Source organism: Stieleria magnilauensis (genome assembly GCA_007753675.1).
Taxonomy (GTDB): Bacteria; Planctomycetota; Planctomycetia; order Pirellulales; family Pirellulaceae; genus Stieleria; species Stieleria magnilauensis.
This window is the reverse complement of sequence record CP036432.1, coordinates 5,200,988-5,218,947: the sequence shown is the minus strand read 5'-3', so window position 1 is coordinate 5,218,947 and position 17,960 is coordinate 5,200,988. Positions and strand designations below refer to the sequence as shown.

The window sequence follows — 17,960 nt, the reverse complement described above, 5'->3', positions numbered from 1 at the left end:
CGCCACACGCGTTTGGTTCTCCAGAGGCGGCGACCGGATACGCCGGATGATTGAGACGAAGCGAGCAACTAACCAAACTCAATGCAAATCGAATCCCCAACCGATGAGGGACGCCGCGCGGCGGCGTCTGACGGTCCAGCACCTCTGATGCACCACGCGATCGGGGCCTCGATCTATCGCGGCATTCCCGAATTCAGCGACCTGATGTTGGCCTGCCGTCATCACCTGACGCTGACGTTCGTCGTCGGCAGCGTGCTGGCGGGCACGCTGGCGATGGTCGCCTGGTCATGGATCCGGCCGAGCTATCACGCCGAGGCCTTAGTGCGTGTTCGCGAAAAGCAAAACGTGGTGTTCACCCCACAGACGTCGCGGTCAGAAGACCTCGCGTTCTTTCGCTCCCAGGCCGCTTTGGTGCGATCCCATCAAGTCCTTTCGGCCGCGTTTGATGACGACGAGGTCCAACAGTTGACCCACGTGGTTCCCGCTGGAAATCGAGTCGAATGGCTGGACGGGCTGTTGCGGGTCGAGACCCAATCGGGATCCGAAGTGATCAGTATCACGGTGCATCACGAAACGCCGCTGGTCGCCCAAGCGTTTTGCAACGCCATCACCCGGGCGTATCTGGACGAAATCACACACCGGATGATGTCGGACCGAAAGCTGCGTGAAACACAGCTCGAACAAGCGGTGGTGGCGGCTGACCTGCAGCTGGACAAGCTCTGGGAGGATCTCAACAGCGTCGCGCGGTCGGTGGGTTCAGACAGCTCGGAATCGTTGACGATTCGTGACGAGATGCAGTTCCAGTCTTATCGTGACTACGCCCAACAGTTGCAAGCGGCCCAGCTCAGGGGCAATCAACTGCAAAGCCAGCTGGACGAGCTGCAGGCAAGTCACGAGGGACAACCCGCGGTCAGCGAAGAAGTTGTCGAGAAACTACTGCGGCAGAACCACGAGGTCAGCACCGCACGCAAGCAGCTGATGGGATTGGAACTGCAGTGCCAGCAAATGGAGAAGATTGCCGTCAGTGCAGACTCGCCACAGATGCGACGTCTGACGGACCAACGCGACCGGTTTGCCGAAGAACTGGAGCAATTGATTCAACGAACCCGCGCCGAGATCAGTGAAACGTTGCAGATTCAGACCCAATCGGAACACCAACAGTTGTTTGCCAAACTCAAACAGCAAATCGAGTTGAATCGCAGCGAGAAGGAGTTTCTGCGGGAACGTTTGACCGAGTTGAATTCTGTCGTGGTCCGTGCGGCTCCGAAAACTGCCGTGCCGCTGGACATGTCCCGTCACGCGGTTGAGCGACAAAGTCGCTTGGCCGACGGACTGTGGAAGACGCTGCAGGAATTCAGAATCGAAGGTCGATCGCAGTCGCGCGTCGCCCTGCAGTCCCTGGCCACGCTGCCCACACAAGCGAATCATTCCCGTCAGTTGAGGGCGGCCGCCGCCAGTGGGGCGGGCGGATGGATGCTGATCATGTTTGTTGTCGGGTACCTGGAATGGCGGGATTGCCGTGTGCGATCCCCTCGCGATCTGGTTTCCCGATCACGCTTGCCCGTTTTTGGCACAAATTCCTATGCGGCCACGCAGTCCAAATTCGGCTTCGGGTTGCGGCAAAAACAAACCAGCGGCGGTGTGCGAGAGGCGGCGGCAAGGATCTTTTTGCGGAACCAGGATTCCGCGGACTGCGTCACCCTGATGGTCACCAGTTGCGTCGCGAACGAGTCGCGGCACCTGATCTCACAAGAACTGGCAGTCGTCCTGGGAGGTTTTCATCGTCGAGTGTTATTGATCGACTGCGATACCGACCGGGGCCAGCTGAGCCGCGCACTCGGGGCATCGCGATCCGACGGCATTCGGCAACTCCCCATTGGCAACCAGGCCCCCGCGGTGGAGACGATCGCAGCGCTGTTGGTGGCGACCAATGTCGACGAGGTGGATTTCATGCCGATCGGGACCCCGAACGCCGATCACGCATGGATTGATCCGAAGACCTTGCGGCAGGTGATCGACGCCCTGCGGTCACGCTACGACGCGATCATCGTCAACGGCCCGTCATGGATGGGGGCGACCGAAGGGACGCTGCTCGCCGAAGAAGTCGATTCGAGTGTGTTTGCCGTGTTCGTCGATGACAGCCGCTGGAATCAACTGGTGCTGTGCGAAGAGTCGGCCCGCCAAGCGGGAATCCCACTCAGCGGATCCATTTTTCATTCAGGCACGGGCAAAAGCGGGCTGCGTTTGCAACCCGATCGATCCAAGAACGATCGGGCAGCTTCGCCCGCTGCAGACGATACCGAAAGCGAAACGGCACTCCGTCTGGAAATCGACGCATTGCAGGATGAACTGCGTCGGGTCCAGGCGGACGGACAACCCCAGGGTGGACCAAAGGAGTCTGACACCATGACAGCGAAAACCGAGGACGTTAACCATTCATGACAGAACCCACTTTGCCCTCCCCGGTACCCTCACTCGTGGCTCTTGCGGCGGATTCAGACTTGTTCTTCCATCCGCCGCATCAAACTGTCTCCGCAGCACCGTCTACGGTGACCGATGAGCCGGCTGACAAGTCGACGGTGATACCGACAAAGTACTTTCGTGCCAAGCCGTTCGTTGAATGGGCGATCACGGCGTTGTTGATGGTGGTCGCGATCCCCATCATGGCGATCGTGGCATGCGTCATCTTGGTGTGCGATGGGCGTCCCCTGTTCTATCGCCAAGTGCGTGTGGGAAAGAACGGCAAGAACTTCCGAATCTGGAAGTTTCGCACGATGCGGACCGGTGCCGAAAAGAACACCGGTCCGGTCTGGAGTAGTCCAAACGATTCACGCGTGACTCGATCGGGCCGATGGCTGAGATGTTGCCATCTGGATGAATTGCCACAATTCATCAACGTGCTGGCGGGCGACATGAGTCTGGTCGGCCCCCGTCCCGAACGCCCCGAATTTGTGACGACCTTGGCCGAAGAAGTGCCGGGTTACTTGCGACGAACTCGGGTCCGGCCCGGCATCACCGGTCTGGCGCAATTGAAATTGGGATACGACGAATCGATCGTGGGGATTCCCCAGAAAGTCGCGTGTGATTTGCAGTACATTCGCACCGCCAGCCTGTTCCAAGATCTGAAACTGCTGTTGGCGACGCTTCCGTACATCGCAGGACAGCTCTCGTTCAAACTGAGAGCGAAATCGCGGCTTCGCATTCCCACTGCTAACGCACCGATGATCGGACCGGTGCCGTTGAAGAGCGAGAAACTCGATTCGGCACCACCGCAGGAATCGGCGATCGAGCTGACGCAACACGTGGCGTAAGGGCTCTTTGTTTTTTTGCCGTCGCGGAAAACGGGTAAGGAAAGTTCGGAGGTAAGAAGAGGGTGCAATGCATCATCCAATTCGACTTCGCCAATTTTCCTACCTCCAAAATCTTCCTACCTCTCCCCTCAGCCACCGTGCCCTGTGAAATCGGTGGGAATCAGGAAAGGGATGGCAGTATGGTCCTCGTCGAAGACCGGTTCGGTCAGCCCCTGTTCGGCCTGTGCGACCAGCGCCGCCATCTCTCTTGCGGTCACGTAGTAGTACTTGAATCCGTAACGATTGGCCGTTTCGCGTAGTCTGGCGTGAAACTTTGTCGCGTGTGGGCTCAACCACACGTCGGTGTTCGCTTCCAGCGCGCCGTGGGTGTGTAGCTTGACGAACTGCCATTGGGGGTGACCGGACACGGTGACGCGTGCTTTGAGCCAGTCGTCGATCCGCTGTTCGGCAAGCGGTTGTGAACCGGCGACGTTGCCATTTTCGATCCGCGGTTTCTGCCAAGGCCGCCGATGGGTGACCACGACCGGACCCTGGATCATCAGCAATCCGTCCCGCGGTCGCGCCGCACCGACGCTCGCCGGGATCCCGGTGTCGTGTGACTTTGGTCGCTGGGGGTCGTCGATGGCGTAGTAGATGCTGTTGATCGTTCGTGTTTGTGCCGGGTGAGGGGCGGCGGGCATGGTGAAGTCCGCGTAGCAGCCCGTTTGGCGCAACACTGTGAGTTCGTCATTGACACCGCAGTGGCATCCGTCAGGGTGTGAATTGTCGAGCGCCCAGTTGCCGTGAATGAACCCATAGCGGATTTGACCGGACGCATCTCGGTGCAGCAGCCCGTGTCGTGTATGCAGAGTTTCGGTCGACCGTAGCAGCAGCTCACGCAAGGACTGGGCGTTGTCCTTGTCGTGATGCAAGTGCACCTCGACGTCTCCGTAGCCCGACCGTGTCAGCGTCGCGAGCTTTTCCAGATGCTCGGGCAGGTAGCATTCGATGGGATAAAAAAAGGTGTGCTGCGGCGGTCGGCCGCGTGAGTCGCAACAGCCGTCGACCGTCCGTGGGTAGTCGCTCAGCCAACGATCCACGCGTCGCCGCTGCAGTTCCAACGGGGCGCGGTCACGCTCGGGCTCGAAATGGTCGGTGACACAGACGAATACGTGCGTCGGGTTTGGCAGCGACCGCTGTCCCGCCCGATAGGCGCGGGCGAACGTCATCGGTCCCATTCCCCGGATCTTCAGCACTGGTTGCAGCACCGGTTTGAACACAGGTTTGAGCACTGGGGAATCCTGTCAATCGACGTTCCTAACGCGATTGGTGGCAGATGCTTCCAGCTTGCGGTCGCGGAATCGCACGCCGGAACCCGACGCCGCGCTGGCAAACCGTCCGACACTTTCCGTTCGTTCCTACGCCGCACGCTTTTCGCTTGCATGGACCATTTCTGATGTCGCTGGGATATGGCTCCAACTCGATCGTTCGGTTGGATTCCAAATCACTGTATCATGTCCGATCAGATATCGGCAGATCCCGACGCCGATGGCGGCGTTCATGACGACGAACGACGTACCGGCTCGCGCCAAACGCGAGGCGAGTGAGCGACGCGACGTCACCAGGCCGTATGCGGCTGCTCCATAGGCGAACGCTTGCAACAGCAGCAGGCCTTGAAAGCGGAGATCGGTTGCCAAGATCAGGTTACTGACCAAGGCAGCGATCAACAGGAACGGGCCGCACCAACGGATCAGCTTGTGCGAGGCAAACGCGGCCGCTTGGTCCAGATTTTTCCACTGCAGCAGTCCACGCAGCGTCGGCAAACACTGCATCGCGCCGAGACCGATTCGTTGACGACGTAAGAACTCGCAGCGGATCCCTCCGGTACTGGGTGAATACGCCCGCGCGGTCGGATCAAATACCAAACGGCATTGATGCGTCATCCGCACCAGCATCGGCAGAACCAGATCATCGTTGATGGTGGGTCGAGACGGGGCGACGAACATCGATCGCCGGATCGCATAGATGGCCCCGCTGGCTCCCAGTGTGATTCCCAATCGTGCTTCAAAGCCGCGGATTTTGTTTTCCAGTTTCCAGTACAGTGATTCGCTCGCTGCGCCTTGGCCATCGACCATCGTGACTCGACCGGCGACCACGCCGACCGCCGAATCGCTGAAATGTCGCGACAATCGCAGCAAGGAATCGCGGTCAAAACGCGTCGTCGCATCGGTGAAGACGATCACGGGACTGGTAACGGACTCGACGGCGCTGACCAACGTCGCAGCCTTGCCGCGGCGGGTTTGAAAGGAGAGGGCTTTAACGCGGCCGTCGTTGAATCCCGACACCAGACGCGGCGTCGCATCGGTGCTGCCGTCGGAGGCGATCAGAACGTGCAATCGCTCCGGCGGATAGTCGCAGGCGAAGATGTTTTCGATGCGTTCGGTCAGGTGATTGGCGGCGTTGTGGGCGGCGATCAAGACCGTGATCTCGGGCAGGTCGTCCGTCCGGTCGGAAACCGTCGGCGGATCGTCGCGGCCCAGCACTCGGGCCAGCATCGCGATCAGGATGGGATAACCGACGTACGCATAAAACAACCCCAGCAAGGAACCGAGGAAGGTGAAAACAAGGACAGCGTGCACTGCAAGGATCCAGAGAGGGGCCACGACGTGACGGCAACGATCGAACCCCCTTTAAGTTCGTCATTCGGGGGCTGACTTCGACGCTCAATCTGCTGGGATCCCATGAGGGAAAAAGGACATCGACCGCTCACCGGCTGACCGCGTCCATGACCTCGGCCAGCTGGCTCGTCTGCCGACGGCGTGAGAATGGGCCAAGGTCGTCCGCGCCACACGTAACCCGGCAAGGCCGCTCCGCAAGCAACGTCGATAAACACGCGGCGATGCGATCGGGTTGGCCGGGAGAGAACCGATAGGTGTGCCCGTGTTGTTCGATCAGCGAGGCGGTTTCACCGTCGCCGCAAATCGCTAGGATCGGCTTTCGCAGCGCCAGGTATTCGAACAGTTTGGCCGGCACCACACGTTCGGCGCCCGGTTCATCGGCCAACAGCAACAACAGCACATCGGCCGACCCAGCCAATTCCAACGACTTGCCGTGCGGCAGATAATTGTGACGTTGGACGTTGACTGCCGTTGCATCCAGTTTTGCGACCAGGGCGTCTTGATGCGGCGTGCGTCGCCCGGCGATGATCAAGTCGATTCGCGCCGCGGAATCGGGATTCGCCGCGGCGAGTCGAACCAGCGCATCCACGACGGGTGAAATGTCGGTCAGCTTCCAAAGCGTTCCCGTGTAGACGATTCGCAACCGGTCGGGCGGATTCGATTCGCAGCGCAGGGCCGTCAAGTCATCTTCGTCGAAACCGTTGTAGATACAGTGCACCGAAGCTCGGCTGCCTGTTTCTTGGATCTGGCGGGCGAGTTCATCGGCGCTCGCTTGTGTCGTTGCCACGACCGCATCGGCTGCCCGCAAGACCTTGCCCAGCATCCTGCGTTGTTGGCGGTAAGCGATTCCCGATCGTTGGTGGTTTTCAAAGTGCTGGCTGGACAACAGCCATTCGTCGCGAAAATCCAAGACGAGTGGCAACCCGAAACGAAGCTTGAGGGTTCGTCCGAGCAAGAACGACGAAAACGGTGGTCCCGTCACGTACACCACGTCATGGGGAATCTGACGCAGTGTTTGTGTCGCCAGTCTTGCGGCACAGGGGTTCCATAAGATTTGGGGGTCGGGTTGCAACAACGACATGCCCGCCTTTCGAACGCATTGCTTCATCCATCGTTTGAATGAAAACGAGGACGGATCCCCGGTCGCGATCAGTTTTTGTTTCGTTCGGTACGACGGTTCGAGCGTTCGGGCGCGGAGCACCGTCGTCTGCGGATCCAATTCCATCGACAGATCATTGTCGCGAACCGGAACGGACGGATCGGCCGCGGTGAGCACGGTGGGTCGCCAATGATAGTGGGGCAAGTACTTGGCAAACTTGACACTGCGCTGGACGCCTCCCCCGCCGGTCGGCGGGTAAGCGTAACTGATCAAGAGCATCCGTCGCTCAACGAGATTCATCATGCCGCCTTGCCGGTATTCGCTTTCTGCGACGAGACAACTCGGTGAAACACCGCTTCGAATCGTGACGCCATTTCGGTCAGACCGTCGGGCACAAAGTCGCGTTCGGCATCGCTCGGAGACTCGATTTGCCCGACGACGGCATCGACCAGTGCGTCCAGATCGTTGTCGCCCACCAGTCGATCGACACCCGGAGACGCGATTTCGGACACACCACCTACGTCGGTTGCCACGAAGGGCACGCCGCAGGCGATCGATTCCAACAAGACGTTGGGGATCCCTTCACTATGGCTGGTCAACACCATCGCGTCGGCTGCGTTGTAGCACGCAGCCAGTGCTTGTTGGCTGAGATTGCCTTCGAATCGGACACAGTGGTCCAACCCGAGTCGCGAGCGTAGTTTGATCAATTCGTTTCGCATCGAACCATCGCCGGCGATCAGGATCCGCAACCGGTCGCCCCATTTCATTTGCCAGCGCTGAGCCGCTCGCAACAGCAGCGTCGGGTTCTTGACCGATTCCAATCGCCCCGACCACATCAACACGATGGCGTCACGGGGCAATCCACAAACGTCGCGGGCGTCACCACGATCACTGGGATGAAAGCAACGATGATCGACGCCGCGATACACGACATCGATCTTTTCGGGCGGCATGCCCAGGCGGATCGCTTGCGCGGCCAAGTCGCGGCTGACCACGACCAACCGCTGAGCGTCGGACAGCACGCTTTGAATCGCGCGGCGACGAGCGGGGTGCTGGGGCAAAAGCCGCAGATCGCTGCCGCCGGAAACCGCGACGCACGGCACACGGAATGACTCGGCGGCCCGCAGCGCGGCCCTTCCGTCGGGATGCAGCCAATAGCCGATCACCAGATCCGGCGTGAACGTGTTTTGAATCCGTTTCAATATTGGGGAAATCGATCGCCAATAAAAAACGTCGTAGTGAGTTCGCAATAACTTTGGCGGATAGAAGTACGTGGGATGGAACACGTCAGAGCAGGGCTCGACGGTCGGCCGCGACGTTGAATCGAGTTTTCGAAGCCGTTCCACCCAGGGGATGGGCGCGACCACGCGCACTTGATGGTTGACACGCAATGCGTCCACCAGGTTGCGATTGAACATCCCCTGGCGAGGGCTGGTGGGCGTCGGATAGGTGGTGGCGATGTACAGCAGGTTCATGGCACGGTCGTCCTGGCCAATTCGGCAATCACGGGGCGATGATCACCGCCCAAGTCGGGGCCGACGTGGACGTCTTGCACGGTCCAGTTTTCGTCCGCCAGGACGTGATCGATTCTGACGCCATGAAAGCGTGTGTATTTGGTGTAGCCCAATCCGCTGCCGGCGATCGAAAACGCGTTTTGGAAATGGTCCCAAAGATCGCGGTAGTAAGCACTTTCGATGGGAACGTTGAAATCGCCCGCTACGACGGTGGGCAATTCCGAATCATCGATCGCATCGACGATCTGTCTGGAAAGACCGCGACGCATTTGGCCCAGTTGTTCGATCGCTTCCGGTCCTTGATCGAAATCCAGGTGCTGTAGTTTTTCCAGGGCGGGGCGAAACGTGGGCAGGTGTATCGAAACCAGTTGAATGCGACTGCCGTGGTGCCAGTCCAGTTCACAACCGATCCCGGCGACGGCTCTAAAATGGTCGTCCGATTGCCGGCCGAGGACGCGCGATGCACCCAACGGAAGAGGGCTTCCGATCACGATGTGGTGCACCTGGCGGCGTTGCCAGCCCAGTTTCTGGAATAACGGTTCGGAAACCGCTTGGGGGCATTCTTGCAGCATCAAGACATCGATTCGGTTGTCGTGAATCAATTGAATGAGTTGCCGGTCATCCAGGGTGCCGCCGCCGACGTTGCAAGTCAGCACGCGTAGTGTTCGCGCGTTGTCGACTGGATCTGCGCTTCGACGCGGCAGTTGCAACCCGAGAATCGGGATCAGAATGATGACGGTGTGAATCAAGTAAATCGGCGTCAATCGCCACCGCAGCAGCAGGGTGGCGGGGACGAGCAATAGCAAGGGCAGTGCGACCACCCAGCGGGGAGAGAACAAAAAGAGTGTGACCAGCCAATGCGAATTCAGACTCGTGTGCATCATCGCGGCGCCGATGATCAACAACAACAGATACACAATCGCGAGAATTAGCGTTGCACGTTTCATCCCGCGATCCTGGATGGGTGGCTTCTGTGGTGACCGGAGTAGCCGATGACGACACGCATTTTACCCGCTGCGGTCAGTTGGATCTGATCGACCCGCTGAATTTCCAGTTGCGAGGAATCGCCGATGTTTTGAATGATCCGCTGACGGAGCGCCTCGCGGTCGTCGGCGTTCCAGTGGTCGTCCACGACGAGTTGCAACCGGATGACGTCGCGCCGGGTCTGGACGGCCTGGAACTGGCGAATCGCCGGGATGTCCTTGATGATGTGGGGAAAAAACGCGCCGGGCAGGTGGCGGCCGTCGGGCAAGTGCAACACGTCCATCTGTCGCCCGACAATTTTTTCTAGCAACGGCAATCCGCGGCCACAATCGCAACTCCCCGTGCCCGTGACCGCACGGTCACCGATGGCATATCGCACAAACGGCATCGCGGTGTTGAACAGATCGGTGACTAAGATTTGCCCCTCGTCGCCGGGTGCGGAGGGATTGCCATCGTCGTCAACGACTTCGACGATTAAGTTTTCGCTTGTCACATGCAAGCCCCGGTGACGATCACACTCGGCGGCAATCAAGGTGAACTCGCGCGAGCCATAGGTTTCGAAGACGGGTGATCCAAAGGCTCGCTCGATCAATACCCGTTGGTGATCGTACAGTTTCTCAGATCCGACGATGATCGATTCGGGCCGGTGGATTTGAAGGCCGCGTTCGTCGATCGCTCTGGCCAACACAAACAGCGGATTGGCGTACGCCACCAAGACCTTGGGGCGATAACGATTGAGTCGATTGACGTAGCGGCTGACATTGGATTCTGACAACTCAAAACTGTTCAACATGTCGCGTCGATAGAGCAATCGGGAGTACAAACACTCCTTCATGTGCTGGCGCCAGGACAGCTTGTTCAGATTGACACCCCACAGATGAGACTGTTTGGTGCCCGGGCAAGCCCCCGCCCAGCCGTATCCGCGAAAGGCCGCCGCCACGCGTCGGTCGTTGGCGTCCCGTTCGATCAAAAACCGCAACGGGGCGCCACTGGACCCACCGGTCGCCTTGGAAACGAACGCGACTGCCGGGTGGCGGGATCGAATGGCATCGGCGTTGTCGCGGATCATGTCGCGGGTGGTGATCGGCAGGGATCTCAGATCATCCAAGGACGAGACGGCATCCACGTCGATTCCCTGATCCGCCCAGCGATCGCGATACCAGGCCGAGTGCGCGTTACAGTACGCCAGCAAGTCGCGCAGTCGCCGCACTTGCAAGGCTGCGATTTGCTGCGGTGTCCACCACTGGCTGGCTTCCAATTCACGCCAGTGATCGAACGTTTTGCGACGTTTGAGTCCCGATTCGAACGCGGGCAGGATCCATTTTTGATAGGCCCAGTCAATCATCATGCTGCCTCGGCGGAGTAAAGGTTCTCGTAGGCATGCACCATTTTTCGAACGCAGAATTTGGCTTCGACACGGGCGCGTCCCTCGCTGCCGAACCGGCGGACGAGCAGTGGATCCTCATTCAATCGCTGAATCGCTCCGGCAATCGCGGCGGGATCACGCGGCGGGACCAGGATTCCGGTTTGCCCATCGGCGACGACTTCGGGATTGCCACCGACGTCGCAGGCGACGACCGGTAATCCGGTCGCCATCGCTTCGAGCAGCGTCAACGAGATGCCTTCGGTGACCGAAGGCAAGACGAACATGGACGCTTGCGCCAGCACCGCGGGGATGTCGTCGCGGATGCCGTGGAAGCGGATCTTGTCGCACAATTGCAACGATTGCGTGAGAGTTTCCAAACGGTGTCGTTCGCTGCCGTCGCCGATGATGTCCAAGGCCAGTCGACAGTGGCGTTGTTTGGCGACGTGGATGGCCTGGATCAGTGAGGCAATGTCTTTTTCAGGACTCAGCCGCGCCACGACGACGGCCCGTCCGCGTGGTCGGTTGTGGACGAGCGTGAATCGTTCCAGGTCGACGCCGTTGAAAATGGTGGCCGTTTTTGCCGCCGAGATGCCTTCTTCGATCGTGAGTCTTGCCCCGTCGTTGGACACGCTGACCACGTGGTCCACCCAGCGGGACAGGCCGCGAAAGAGGGTGGTCTGGCGACGCGAGCAATCGAACCGTTGACCGTGCCGAGTGTGGATGATGCGGGGCACGCCGGCGATCCTCGCCGCAGCGACTCCGTAAACATAGGCCGCGGTATTGTGGGTGTGGACGACGTCCGGCTTGATTCGACGAAACGTTTTGGCAAGTTGTGCAACGAGTCGGGGCTTCAGTCCTTCGCCCTTGTCCATCGCGATCACGGGCCAGCGATGCGATTCGATTTCCGATGCCAAATCGCCGCGCGACTGCAGTGAGACGAACGTCAACTCGTAACGCGAGCGATCGGCAAAGCGGGCGAATTCGACGAGTAGTTTTTCCATCCCGCCGACGTGTGTTCCGAGCGAAACGTGAACGACATGCTGTGCGATCATGCGGCGTCCTCAGCGAAGAACGGGAAGACACCGGGAGAAATCGATTTGACATGCCGAGCGGGATTGCCTGCCACGATCGTGTCGGCCGGAACGTCTCTGGTCACGACCGCCCGCGCGCCAACGATTGCACGATCGCCGATGCGGACACCCTTCAAGACGATCGCCCCGTGGCCGATCCAAACGTCGTCACCGATCGAGACGGGAGAAACATTATCCGAAGGCGTCGTCAATCCGTTTCGACGATCGTCCGCATCGATGGGATGCCCATCAAAGTCGCTGATGCGAACCCCTCCGGCGATCAAACAATGGTTGCCGATCGTGATGCCGCGGCCGACAATCATCGCGCAGTTGTGCCCGATGAATGTGCCTGTGCCGATGACCAGGGACGGTGAATCGCAGTGCCGCGAACTGAATGCAAACGATGGTTTTCCCGACAGCCTGACATCGTCGCCGATTGAAAGGTTTCCGCGGCCGACCAGATACGGCAACTGCTCCATGCGAAATCGTTTCCCGACGACATCGCATTGGCTGCGAAAGAGTGGTTCGTACCAAAAGAATCGGGCCGCCCAACCGATCAGCTCTCGCGCCGCGACGTGCATTCGATACAGTGTGGCAATGACGGGCCGATTGATCGCGGTCACCGGCAGGTGGCATTGCAACAACCATCGAACGGTCGATTTGATTCGGTCACGCATCACGACACTCCTTCGGGTTGATTCGGACGCATCATCGACTGCCGCAGCAAGACCAGCAATCGCTTCAGTCTGCCCAGACGCTTCATCGCGGGCATTCCGGCAAATGGGAATGGCCAACTGGCGACCGAACGGATCAGCATCGGCAGCGCCGTGGAGGGTTTGGGATCCATCGCCGCCCAGCGATAACGCACGTACGAGGTCCAAAACAACCGTGCGTGCAGACTCAACAGCGATCGATGGCGTTGGATGACCTCCAGCATCTTGGTGCAGTCGACCTCGATGCTGCCGCGGGACAGGCTGCCCGGTTCCAACACCGCCGTCGCCAGCGGTTCGGAATCCAGATAAACGGTATTGTTGGCCGCTAATCGAATCCACAGATCGCGGTCTTCGGCGGGTTCCAAACCCGACACGAAACGCAGGTTTTCAATGGCGCTGCGCCGGACCAACACTGTCCCGGTCCAGTGCAGCGTGCCGAGCATGAACGCATCGGCGCCGCTGGCTTTCACGGGGCGGTCGTACCACCGGTTTGATTTTGATTCGTTCAGTGTCCGCGGCGATCCGGGCGACTGACAGAAGAACCGCCCCGCGACAACGTTGACTTCGGGATGCGTTGCAAAGATCGAAAGCTGGCGTTCGATCTTGCCTGGTTCCCAATGATCGTCGGCATCGAGGAAACCGACGAAGTCACCGGTGGCCGCTTCGAGCCCCCGATTGCGGGCGGCGGCGGTTCGTGAATTGGTCTGGCGAATCAGCGTGACCGGATCGCTGTAACGCGTCCGGACCAACTCGGCCAGCCCGTCACTGCTGCCGTCGTCGACCACGATGACTTGCCACAGCGGTATCGTTTGCGCCAGGCAACTGTCGATCGCTCGGGCGATGGTGGACGCGGCGTTGTAGGCCGGGATCACGACGCTGACGGTGGGATTGCTCATGCGGCCGCCCTCGTGTCGCTGGTGACCTGACGGTAGTAACGCAGGATCTGATCGACGACCACCTCGGTGCCGAACCGATCGCAGCAATGTTGCCGTGCGGCGACACCAAGGCGTTGTCCTTCACGGCGATCGGTTAGCAATTGAGCCAGCGCGGTGGTCAAACCGCCACGTTGGGACAGATCCAGCGACCGGCCACCCGGACCGATCATCCACTGCATGACAGGGTGCTGATGGACTAGGCAAGGCAGGCCACTGGCGGTGGCTTCCAGCAGCGCGATCGGCATCATCTCTTTGAGGCTGCCGAGCGCGAACACATCGGCAGCGCGGTACAAGTCCGCCATGCGTGTTCTTGGAAAGCGAACCAGGAATCGAACGCGGTTAGCCAGTCGTCGCTTGCCCATCGCGATCAGTTCGTCGGTTTCCGATTCGCGACCGCCGGCGATGACCAACCAGGCGGGCAAGTCGGGGTGTTGGTCGAGCAACGCGTGAAATTCATCGATCAAGTAGTCGATACGTTTGTGTCGCCGTTTGATCGCCGCGGCGACCAACACCACGAGCGCTTCGCGTGGAATGTCCAATTCCGCACGCAGTGGTTCGCCGTCGCCGGGATGGAAATGATCGGAGTCGATGAAGTTCGGGATGGTGGTCCACGTGTCTTTGTCAAAACCGGCATCGCGGGCTTGTTGGTGATGCCACGGTGCGAGGTGTTGCAGGTACGTGATCTGGTGTTGAAAGCGCAGCGATTCTTCGGTCCCGTGGGCCAGAATCGTGCGTGTCTTGATGCGGCCGCGCCGCCACGCTTTCTGCACCTGGGTCGCGACAAAGGGGTCTTGGACGTGCAACACGTCGATGTCCTCGGTCCGCAGCACTTTGATCAGATTGCGTGCGAACGTGGTCTGTTCGATCGCGTATCCGCTGCCCATCCCGATCCGCCAGCCGAGCGCGGGCGGCATCGACCGCAGCAGCGCACGGGTCTTGGCCGCGTCGCGGGTCCAGCAGGGGACGACGCGGTCGAAGTCGGATTCGGGTTTGCCGGCACCCTTGCAGCGGATGACGTGTTCGCCCCGGGCGGCGAGCGCGTTTCCCAGGTCATCGGCCCAGGCTTCGATTCCGCGGGCGACGTGTCCCAGTCCAGAGGAGGCGACGCAGATTCTATTCATGGGCCGGGGCTCCTGCGGTCGCAAGTGACGGCACTGGTTGACTGGCGACGACCGATTCGTCGTTGTAACCGAAGCGATCTTTGAAACGCAGGATCGGCTGTTCAAAGAACCGCCATGACAGCGCGGCGACGGCCAGTGAGACGATCACCTTGGTCACGTCGAGCCACCAGGGGTCGCCCATCTGCCAGCGGAATTTCACCAGCGTGTCCAGGTTTTCGTACAACACCAAATGGTACAGGTACAAGCCGTAGCTGATCGTTCCCAGGCTGACCAGGTATCGGTTTCGAAACAGCGCCAGCGGTCGGCTTCCGGTCATGCACACGAACAGTCCGATGACGCCGAAATAGGCCAGACTGATGACGGCGACCGGCAGGGTCAGTTGCAAGTACTCGCCGCCGGTGAACGCCGGGTTTTGCCGACACATTTGCCAGTACATCGCCCCATAGGCGAGAAAGCTGGCCAATGCGATCGACGCATAGCAAACGGCCTGACGCTCGCGTTTGACCGATTCGGTGCGAATCATGATCCAAGCCAGAAACGCGCCCATGGCCAGGCTGTCGGTGTGTCCCAAAAGAACGGTCTTGGGTAATCCTTGGCCACGCAACAGAATCGGCAACACGACGAACAATCCCGCCAGCCACCATTTGGCACGACCTCGCAGCAGCAACAGTGCGACGGGCCAGAACAGGTAAAACTGTTCTTCGATCGCCAACGTCCACGTGTGGCCCAACGCCAGGTCCACCGGCGGTGTTTCGCCGCCCCAATATTGATGGATGTTTTGCAGATAGACCAAGTAGTAGCCGAACCCCGAGGTGTCCGCAGGAGTGGCGCGGAGCAAATTGACGGCGTACGCCATCAGAATCACCAAATAGTAGAGCGGCAGGATTCGCAGGCTTCTGCGCCAATAGAACGCGCGCAAGAACCGTGGCTGATCGAGATTGCGTTGAATGATGCCGGTGATCAAGAAACCGGAGAGGACAAAGAACAAATCGACGCCTGTCGCGCCGAACCAAAATCCGCGCGGCAGATGACAGCACAGCACCGCCATCGCGGCGATACCCCGCAACGCGTCGAGTTCCACGATGTGTGGGGCTGATTGGGTTGGTTTCGTCGATTCCATCGGTCAAACTCCTACGCCGCATTGAGCATGCAGGGCGTCCAAAACGATGCGGCGAACGCGTCGCAGGCGTGTCAGCGGGCGGCCCAGGCCTAGGGGATGGGACCACGGCCAATTGCGAATCGAATTGGCGGTCGCGCGAAGGGCCTGCCAATAGCGTTTCTCCACATCGCACAATTCAATCGCACGTTCAAACTCTCTGGCCGAAAGCCCCTGTTTGACCAAACGCCGTATCCCCGGCACATCGGGATATCGTTTCGCCAGCGAGCGGGCGAAACGCATGTCCAGATCAAAGGTGCGGTCACGGTTGCCCGCACTAGCTCCGTCCGGCCGTTGTCGGAATCGGGCCAGCGGCGTTTCCAGACGACCGACCGCGCCGATCCGGCTCAACCGCAGCCACAATTCGTAGTCTTCGGCGATGTTCATCGATTCGTCGAACAAGCCGACCTTTGACAGCGCGTCACGCCGACAGACGACCGTCGGTGTTCCCAGGCGGTTGCGAACGATCATTTCGGAAAAACTGTATCGTCGCAGCGTGGCGGTTGGGTCGATTTGGGACGGTGTGCTGTCCCAGGGGATCATGATGGAACCGAGGGCGAGCAGTCGTGGATCGGCCTCCAACGCAGCGATTTGAAGCGCCAACTTGTTCGGCATCCACGCATCGTCGGCATCGAGAAAGGCGATGTATTGACCGCTGCTCAAGCCGATCCCGTGGTTGCGCGCCCCCGCAGGGCCTTTGTGTCGCTCGTTCATCACGTAGCTGCAGGGAACCCCGGATCGTGCGACGACGGCGCGGGTGTCATCGCTGGATCCATCGTCGATCACAACGATTTCCAGGTCGTCATAAGACTGGACCGCGACCGACTGCAACGCGTCGCCGATGTAGCGGGCGCAATTGTAGGTGGGGATGATCACCGAAACGCGACCTGGATGGAGGCGTTTGGTCGGTGTTGCGGTCTCAACAGCCGCGATCGATTGGGCGGCTTCGGCACGATCGTTAGCCATCTTGTCGAGCCTCGATCCGAAAGAAGCTCAAAAAGTTTGACCGCACCGGCGGCGTACGCAGCAGCGCGTTGTAATCGTCTTGTCGAACGGGGTCGTCGGCAAAGCGTTTCAAGCGAACGTTCTCGTCGACATCCATGAAGAACAAGGCATCGATTTGATCGATGTAGGTGCCCGCGCGATAGTCAAACAGAACCAGTCGCTGGGCGGCCTGAATGCGATCCGGATCGTTCACGTCGTCCAAAATCGTCACACCCTCGCAGCGTTGATCGTCCGCCAGTTGTCTCGCCAAGTAGCTTTTGCCCGCGCCGGAGCGGCCCACCACGGCGACCTTCAGCGTGGCATCGGTTTTGGAATGGTCGGCGATAAAATCGGGCAGGAAACCCACGTCACGCGGTTTCCGATCACAGCGAAAGAAAGGGCGTCCGACGGAATCTTCACGCAGTTCGTCGTTGGTGTAGCCGAGGAACTCGATGGTTTGAAACCCGCCGTATTTCAGCAAGACCCATGCGTAGTCGCGGGGGTCGTCACCATGATGGCCCTCGAAGTACATCACTTGAGACAATCCCGCCAACCGGCTGAGGATGGAATTGCGGTCTTCCAATTCCTTGGTGCCGTAGACAGAAAGAAACATGACGGTGTCGTGCGGCTCGAGCGCCGCCAGCGGGTTGTCCAGGTCGTCACATCGAAAGGCCGATGTGGGGTCGCTGTAGAGTCCCCGGGCGCGTTGTACCGCGGCGCTATCAAAGTCCAAGCCGGTGACCTGGCGAGCGCCCAATTTCATGCAATGGTTGACGATCGCACCCATATTGCATCCGGCGTCGAGGACACGTTTTCCCGCGATGTCTTCGACGCGAAACAGTTTTAGACGTTCATCGGTCTTGTCCCGCAACCCGACCACCTGTCGAGCGTGGTCGCTGTGGTAGTCCACGAACCATTGGTCGCGTTTGGTCGCGGTGGAACGCTGCCGCGCCAGCACGCGGGACACCAGTGTTCGTGGTGCTCGCGAGATTCGACGGCAGGTCGCTGCAAAATGACTCATCGGTTGGTTTTCCTTTCGCTGACAAGGAG

15 protein-coding genes are annotated in these 17,960 nt (G+C 59.7%); 2 read left to right on the top strand and 13 right to left on the bottom strand.

The window, feature by feature from the left end; translation table 11 throughout:
- Nucleotides 1-81 precede the first annotated feature (81 nt).
- Both TBK1r_RS18245 and TBK1r_RS18240 read left to right on the top strand, forming a co-directional pair.
- The gene (locus TBK1r_RS18245) at nucleotides 82-2,442 is read left to right on the top strand and encodes a GumC domain-containing protein (RefSeq protein ID WP_145213623.1); all 2,361 of its coding nucleotides are present in this window, start codon (nucleotides 82-84) and stop codon (nucleotides 2,440-2,442) included.
- Nucleotides 2,439-3,311, top strand: a complete 873-nt coding sequence (locus tag TBK1r_RS18240; protein ID WP_145213620.1) for a sugar transferase — start codon at nucleotides 2,439-2,441, stop codon at nucleotides 3,309-3,311. The genes TBK1r_RS18245 and TBK1r_RS18240 overlap by 4 nt, the downstream gene beginning before the upstream one ends.
- Before the next feature lie 128 nt (nucleotides 3,312-3,439).
- On the opposite strand, the gene TBK1r_RS18235 is transcribed toward TBK1r_RS18240, so the two are convergent.
- The 13 genes from TBK1r_RS18235 to TBK1r_RS18175 all read right to left on the bottom strand — a co-directional run bounded on the left by TBK1r_RS18235 (nucleotide 3,440) and on the right by TBK1r_RS18175 (nucleotide 17,931).
- Nucleotides 3,440-4,582, bottom strand: coding sequence for a hypothetical protein (locus tag TBK1r_RS18235; protein ID WP_419581489.1), 1,143 nt, complete (start codon nucleotides 4,580-4,582; stop codon nucleotides 3,440-3,442).
- A gap of 126 nt (nucleotides 4,583-4,708) precedes the next feature.
- Nucleotides 4,709-5,929, bottom strand: a complete 1,221-nt coding sequence (locus TBK1r_RS18230) for a glycosyltransferase family 2 protein (protein WP_145213617.1) — start codon at nucleotides 5,927-5,929, stop codon at nucleotides 4,709-4,711.
- 127 nt (nucleotides 5,930-6,056) lie between these two features.
- Nucleotides 6,057-7,370 carry a glycosyltransferase gene (locus TBK1r_RS18225; RefSeq protein ID WP_145213614.1) on the bottom strand — a complete coding sequence of 438 codons (1,314 nt, stop codon included), beginning with the start codon at nucleotides 7,368-7,370 and terminating at the stop codon, nucleotides 6,057-6,059.
- Nucleotides 7,367-8,542 (bottom strand): glycosyltransferase, encoded by a 1,176-nt coding sequence (locus TBK1r_RS18220; RefSeq protein ID WP_145213611.1) that lies wholly within the window; start codon nucleotides 8,540-8,542, stop codon nucleotides 7,367-7,369. The genes TBK1r_RS18225 and TBK1r_RS18220 overlap by 4 nt, the downstream gene beginning before the upstream one ends.
- A complete protein-coding gene (locus TBK1r_RS18215) occupies nucleotides 8,539-9,528 on the bottom strand; it encodes an endonuclease/exonuclease/phosphatase family protein (RefSeq protein ID WP_145213608.1) in 990 nt (329 codons plus the stop codon). Before TBK1r_RS18215 ends, TBK1r_RS18220 begins: the two co-directional genes overlap by 4 nt.
- Nucleotides 9,525-10,913, bottom strand: coding sequence for a phenylacetate--CoA ligase family protein (locus tag TBK1r_RS18210; RefSeq protein WP_145213606.1), 1,389 nt, complete (start codon nucleotides 10,911-10,913; stop codon nucleotides 9,525-9,527). The genes TBK1r_RS18215 and TBK1r_RS18210 overlap by 4 nt, the downstream gene beginning before the upstream one ends.
- Nucleotides 10,910-11,983 carry a glycosyltransferase gene (locus TBK1r_RS18205; protein WP_145213603.1) on the bottom strand — a complete coding sequence of 358 codons (1,074 nt, stop codon included), beginning with the start codon at nucleotides 11,981-11,983 and terminating at the stop codon, nucleotides 10,910-10,912. The genes TBK1r_RS18210 and TBK1r_RS18205 overlap by 4 nt, the downstream gene beginning before the upstream one ends.
- A complete protein-coding gene (locus TBK1r_RS18200) occupies nucleotides 11,980-12,678 on the bottom strand; it encodes an acyltransferase (protein WP_145213600.1) in 699 nt (232 codons plus the stop codon). The genes TBK1r_RS18205 and TBK1r_RS18200 overlap by 4 nt, the downstream gene beginning before the upstream one ends.
- Nucleotides 12,678-13,610 carry a glycosyltransferase family 2 protein gene (locus tag TBK1r_RS18195; protein ID WP_145213597.1) on the bottom strand — a complete coding sequence of 311 codons (933 nt, stop codon included), beginning with the start codon at nucleotides 13,608-13,610 and terminating at the stop codon, nucleotides 12,678-12,680. Before TBK1r_RS18195 ends, TBK1r_RS18200 begins: the two co-directional genes overlap by 1 nt.
- Nucleotides 13,607-14,770: a glycosyltransferase family 4 protein gene (locus tag TBK1r_RS18190; RefSeq protein WP_145213594.1), complete on the bottom strand. Its 1,164-nt coding sequence runs from the start codon at nucleotides 14,768-14,770 to the stop codon at nucleotides 13,607-13,609. Before TBK1r_RS18190 ends, TBK1r_RS18195 begins: the two co-directional genes overlap by 4 nt.
- Nucleotides 14,763-15,890, bottom strand: coding sequence for an acyltransferase family protein (locus TBK1r_RS18185; protein WP_145213591.1), 1,128 nt, complete (start codon nucleotides 15,888-15,890; stop codon nucleotides 14,763-14,765). Before TBK1r_RS18185 ends, TBK1r_RS18190 begins: the two co-directional genes overlap by 8 nt.
- Before the next feature lie 3 nt (nucleotides 15,891-15,893).
- A complete protein-coding gene (locus tag TBK1r_RS18180) occupies nucleotides 15,894-16,892 on the bottom strand; it encodes a glycosyltransferase (RefSeq protein ID WP_145213587.1) in 999 nt (332 codons plus the stop codon).
- Nucleotides 16,885-17,931, bottom strand: a complete 1,047-nt coding sequence (locus TBK1r_RS18175) for a class I SAM-dependent methyltransferase (protein WP_145213584.1) — start codon at nucleotides 17,929-17,931, stop codon at nucleotides 16,885-16,887. The genes TBK1r_RS18180 and TBK1r_RS18175 overlap by 8 nt, the downstream gene beginning before the upstream one ends.
- Nucleotides 17,932-17,960 lie beyond the last annotated feature (29 nt).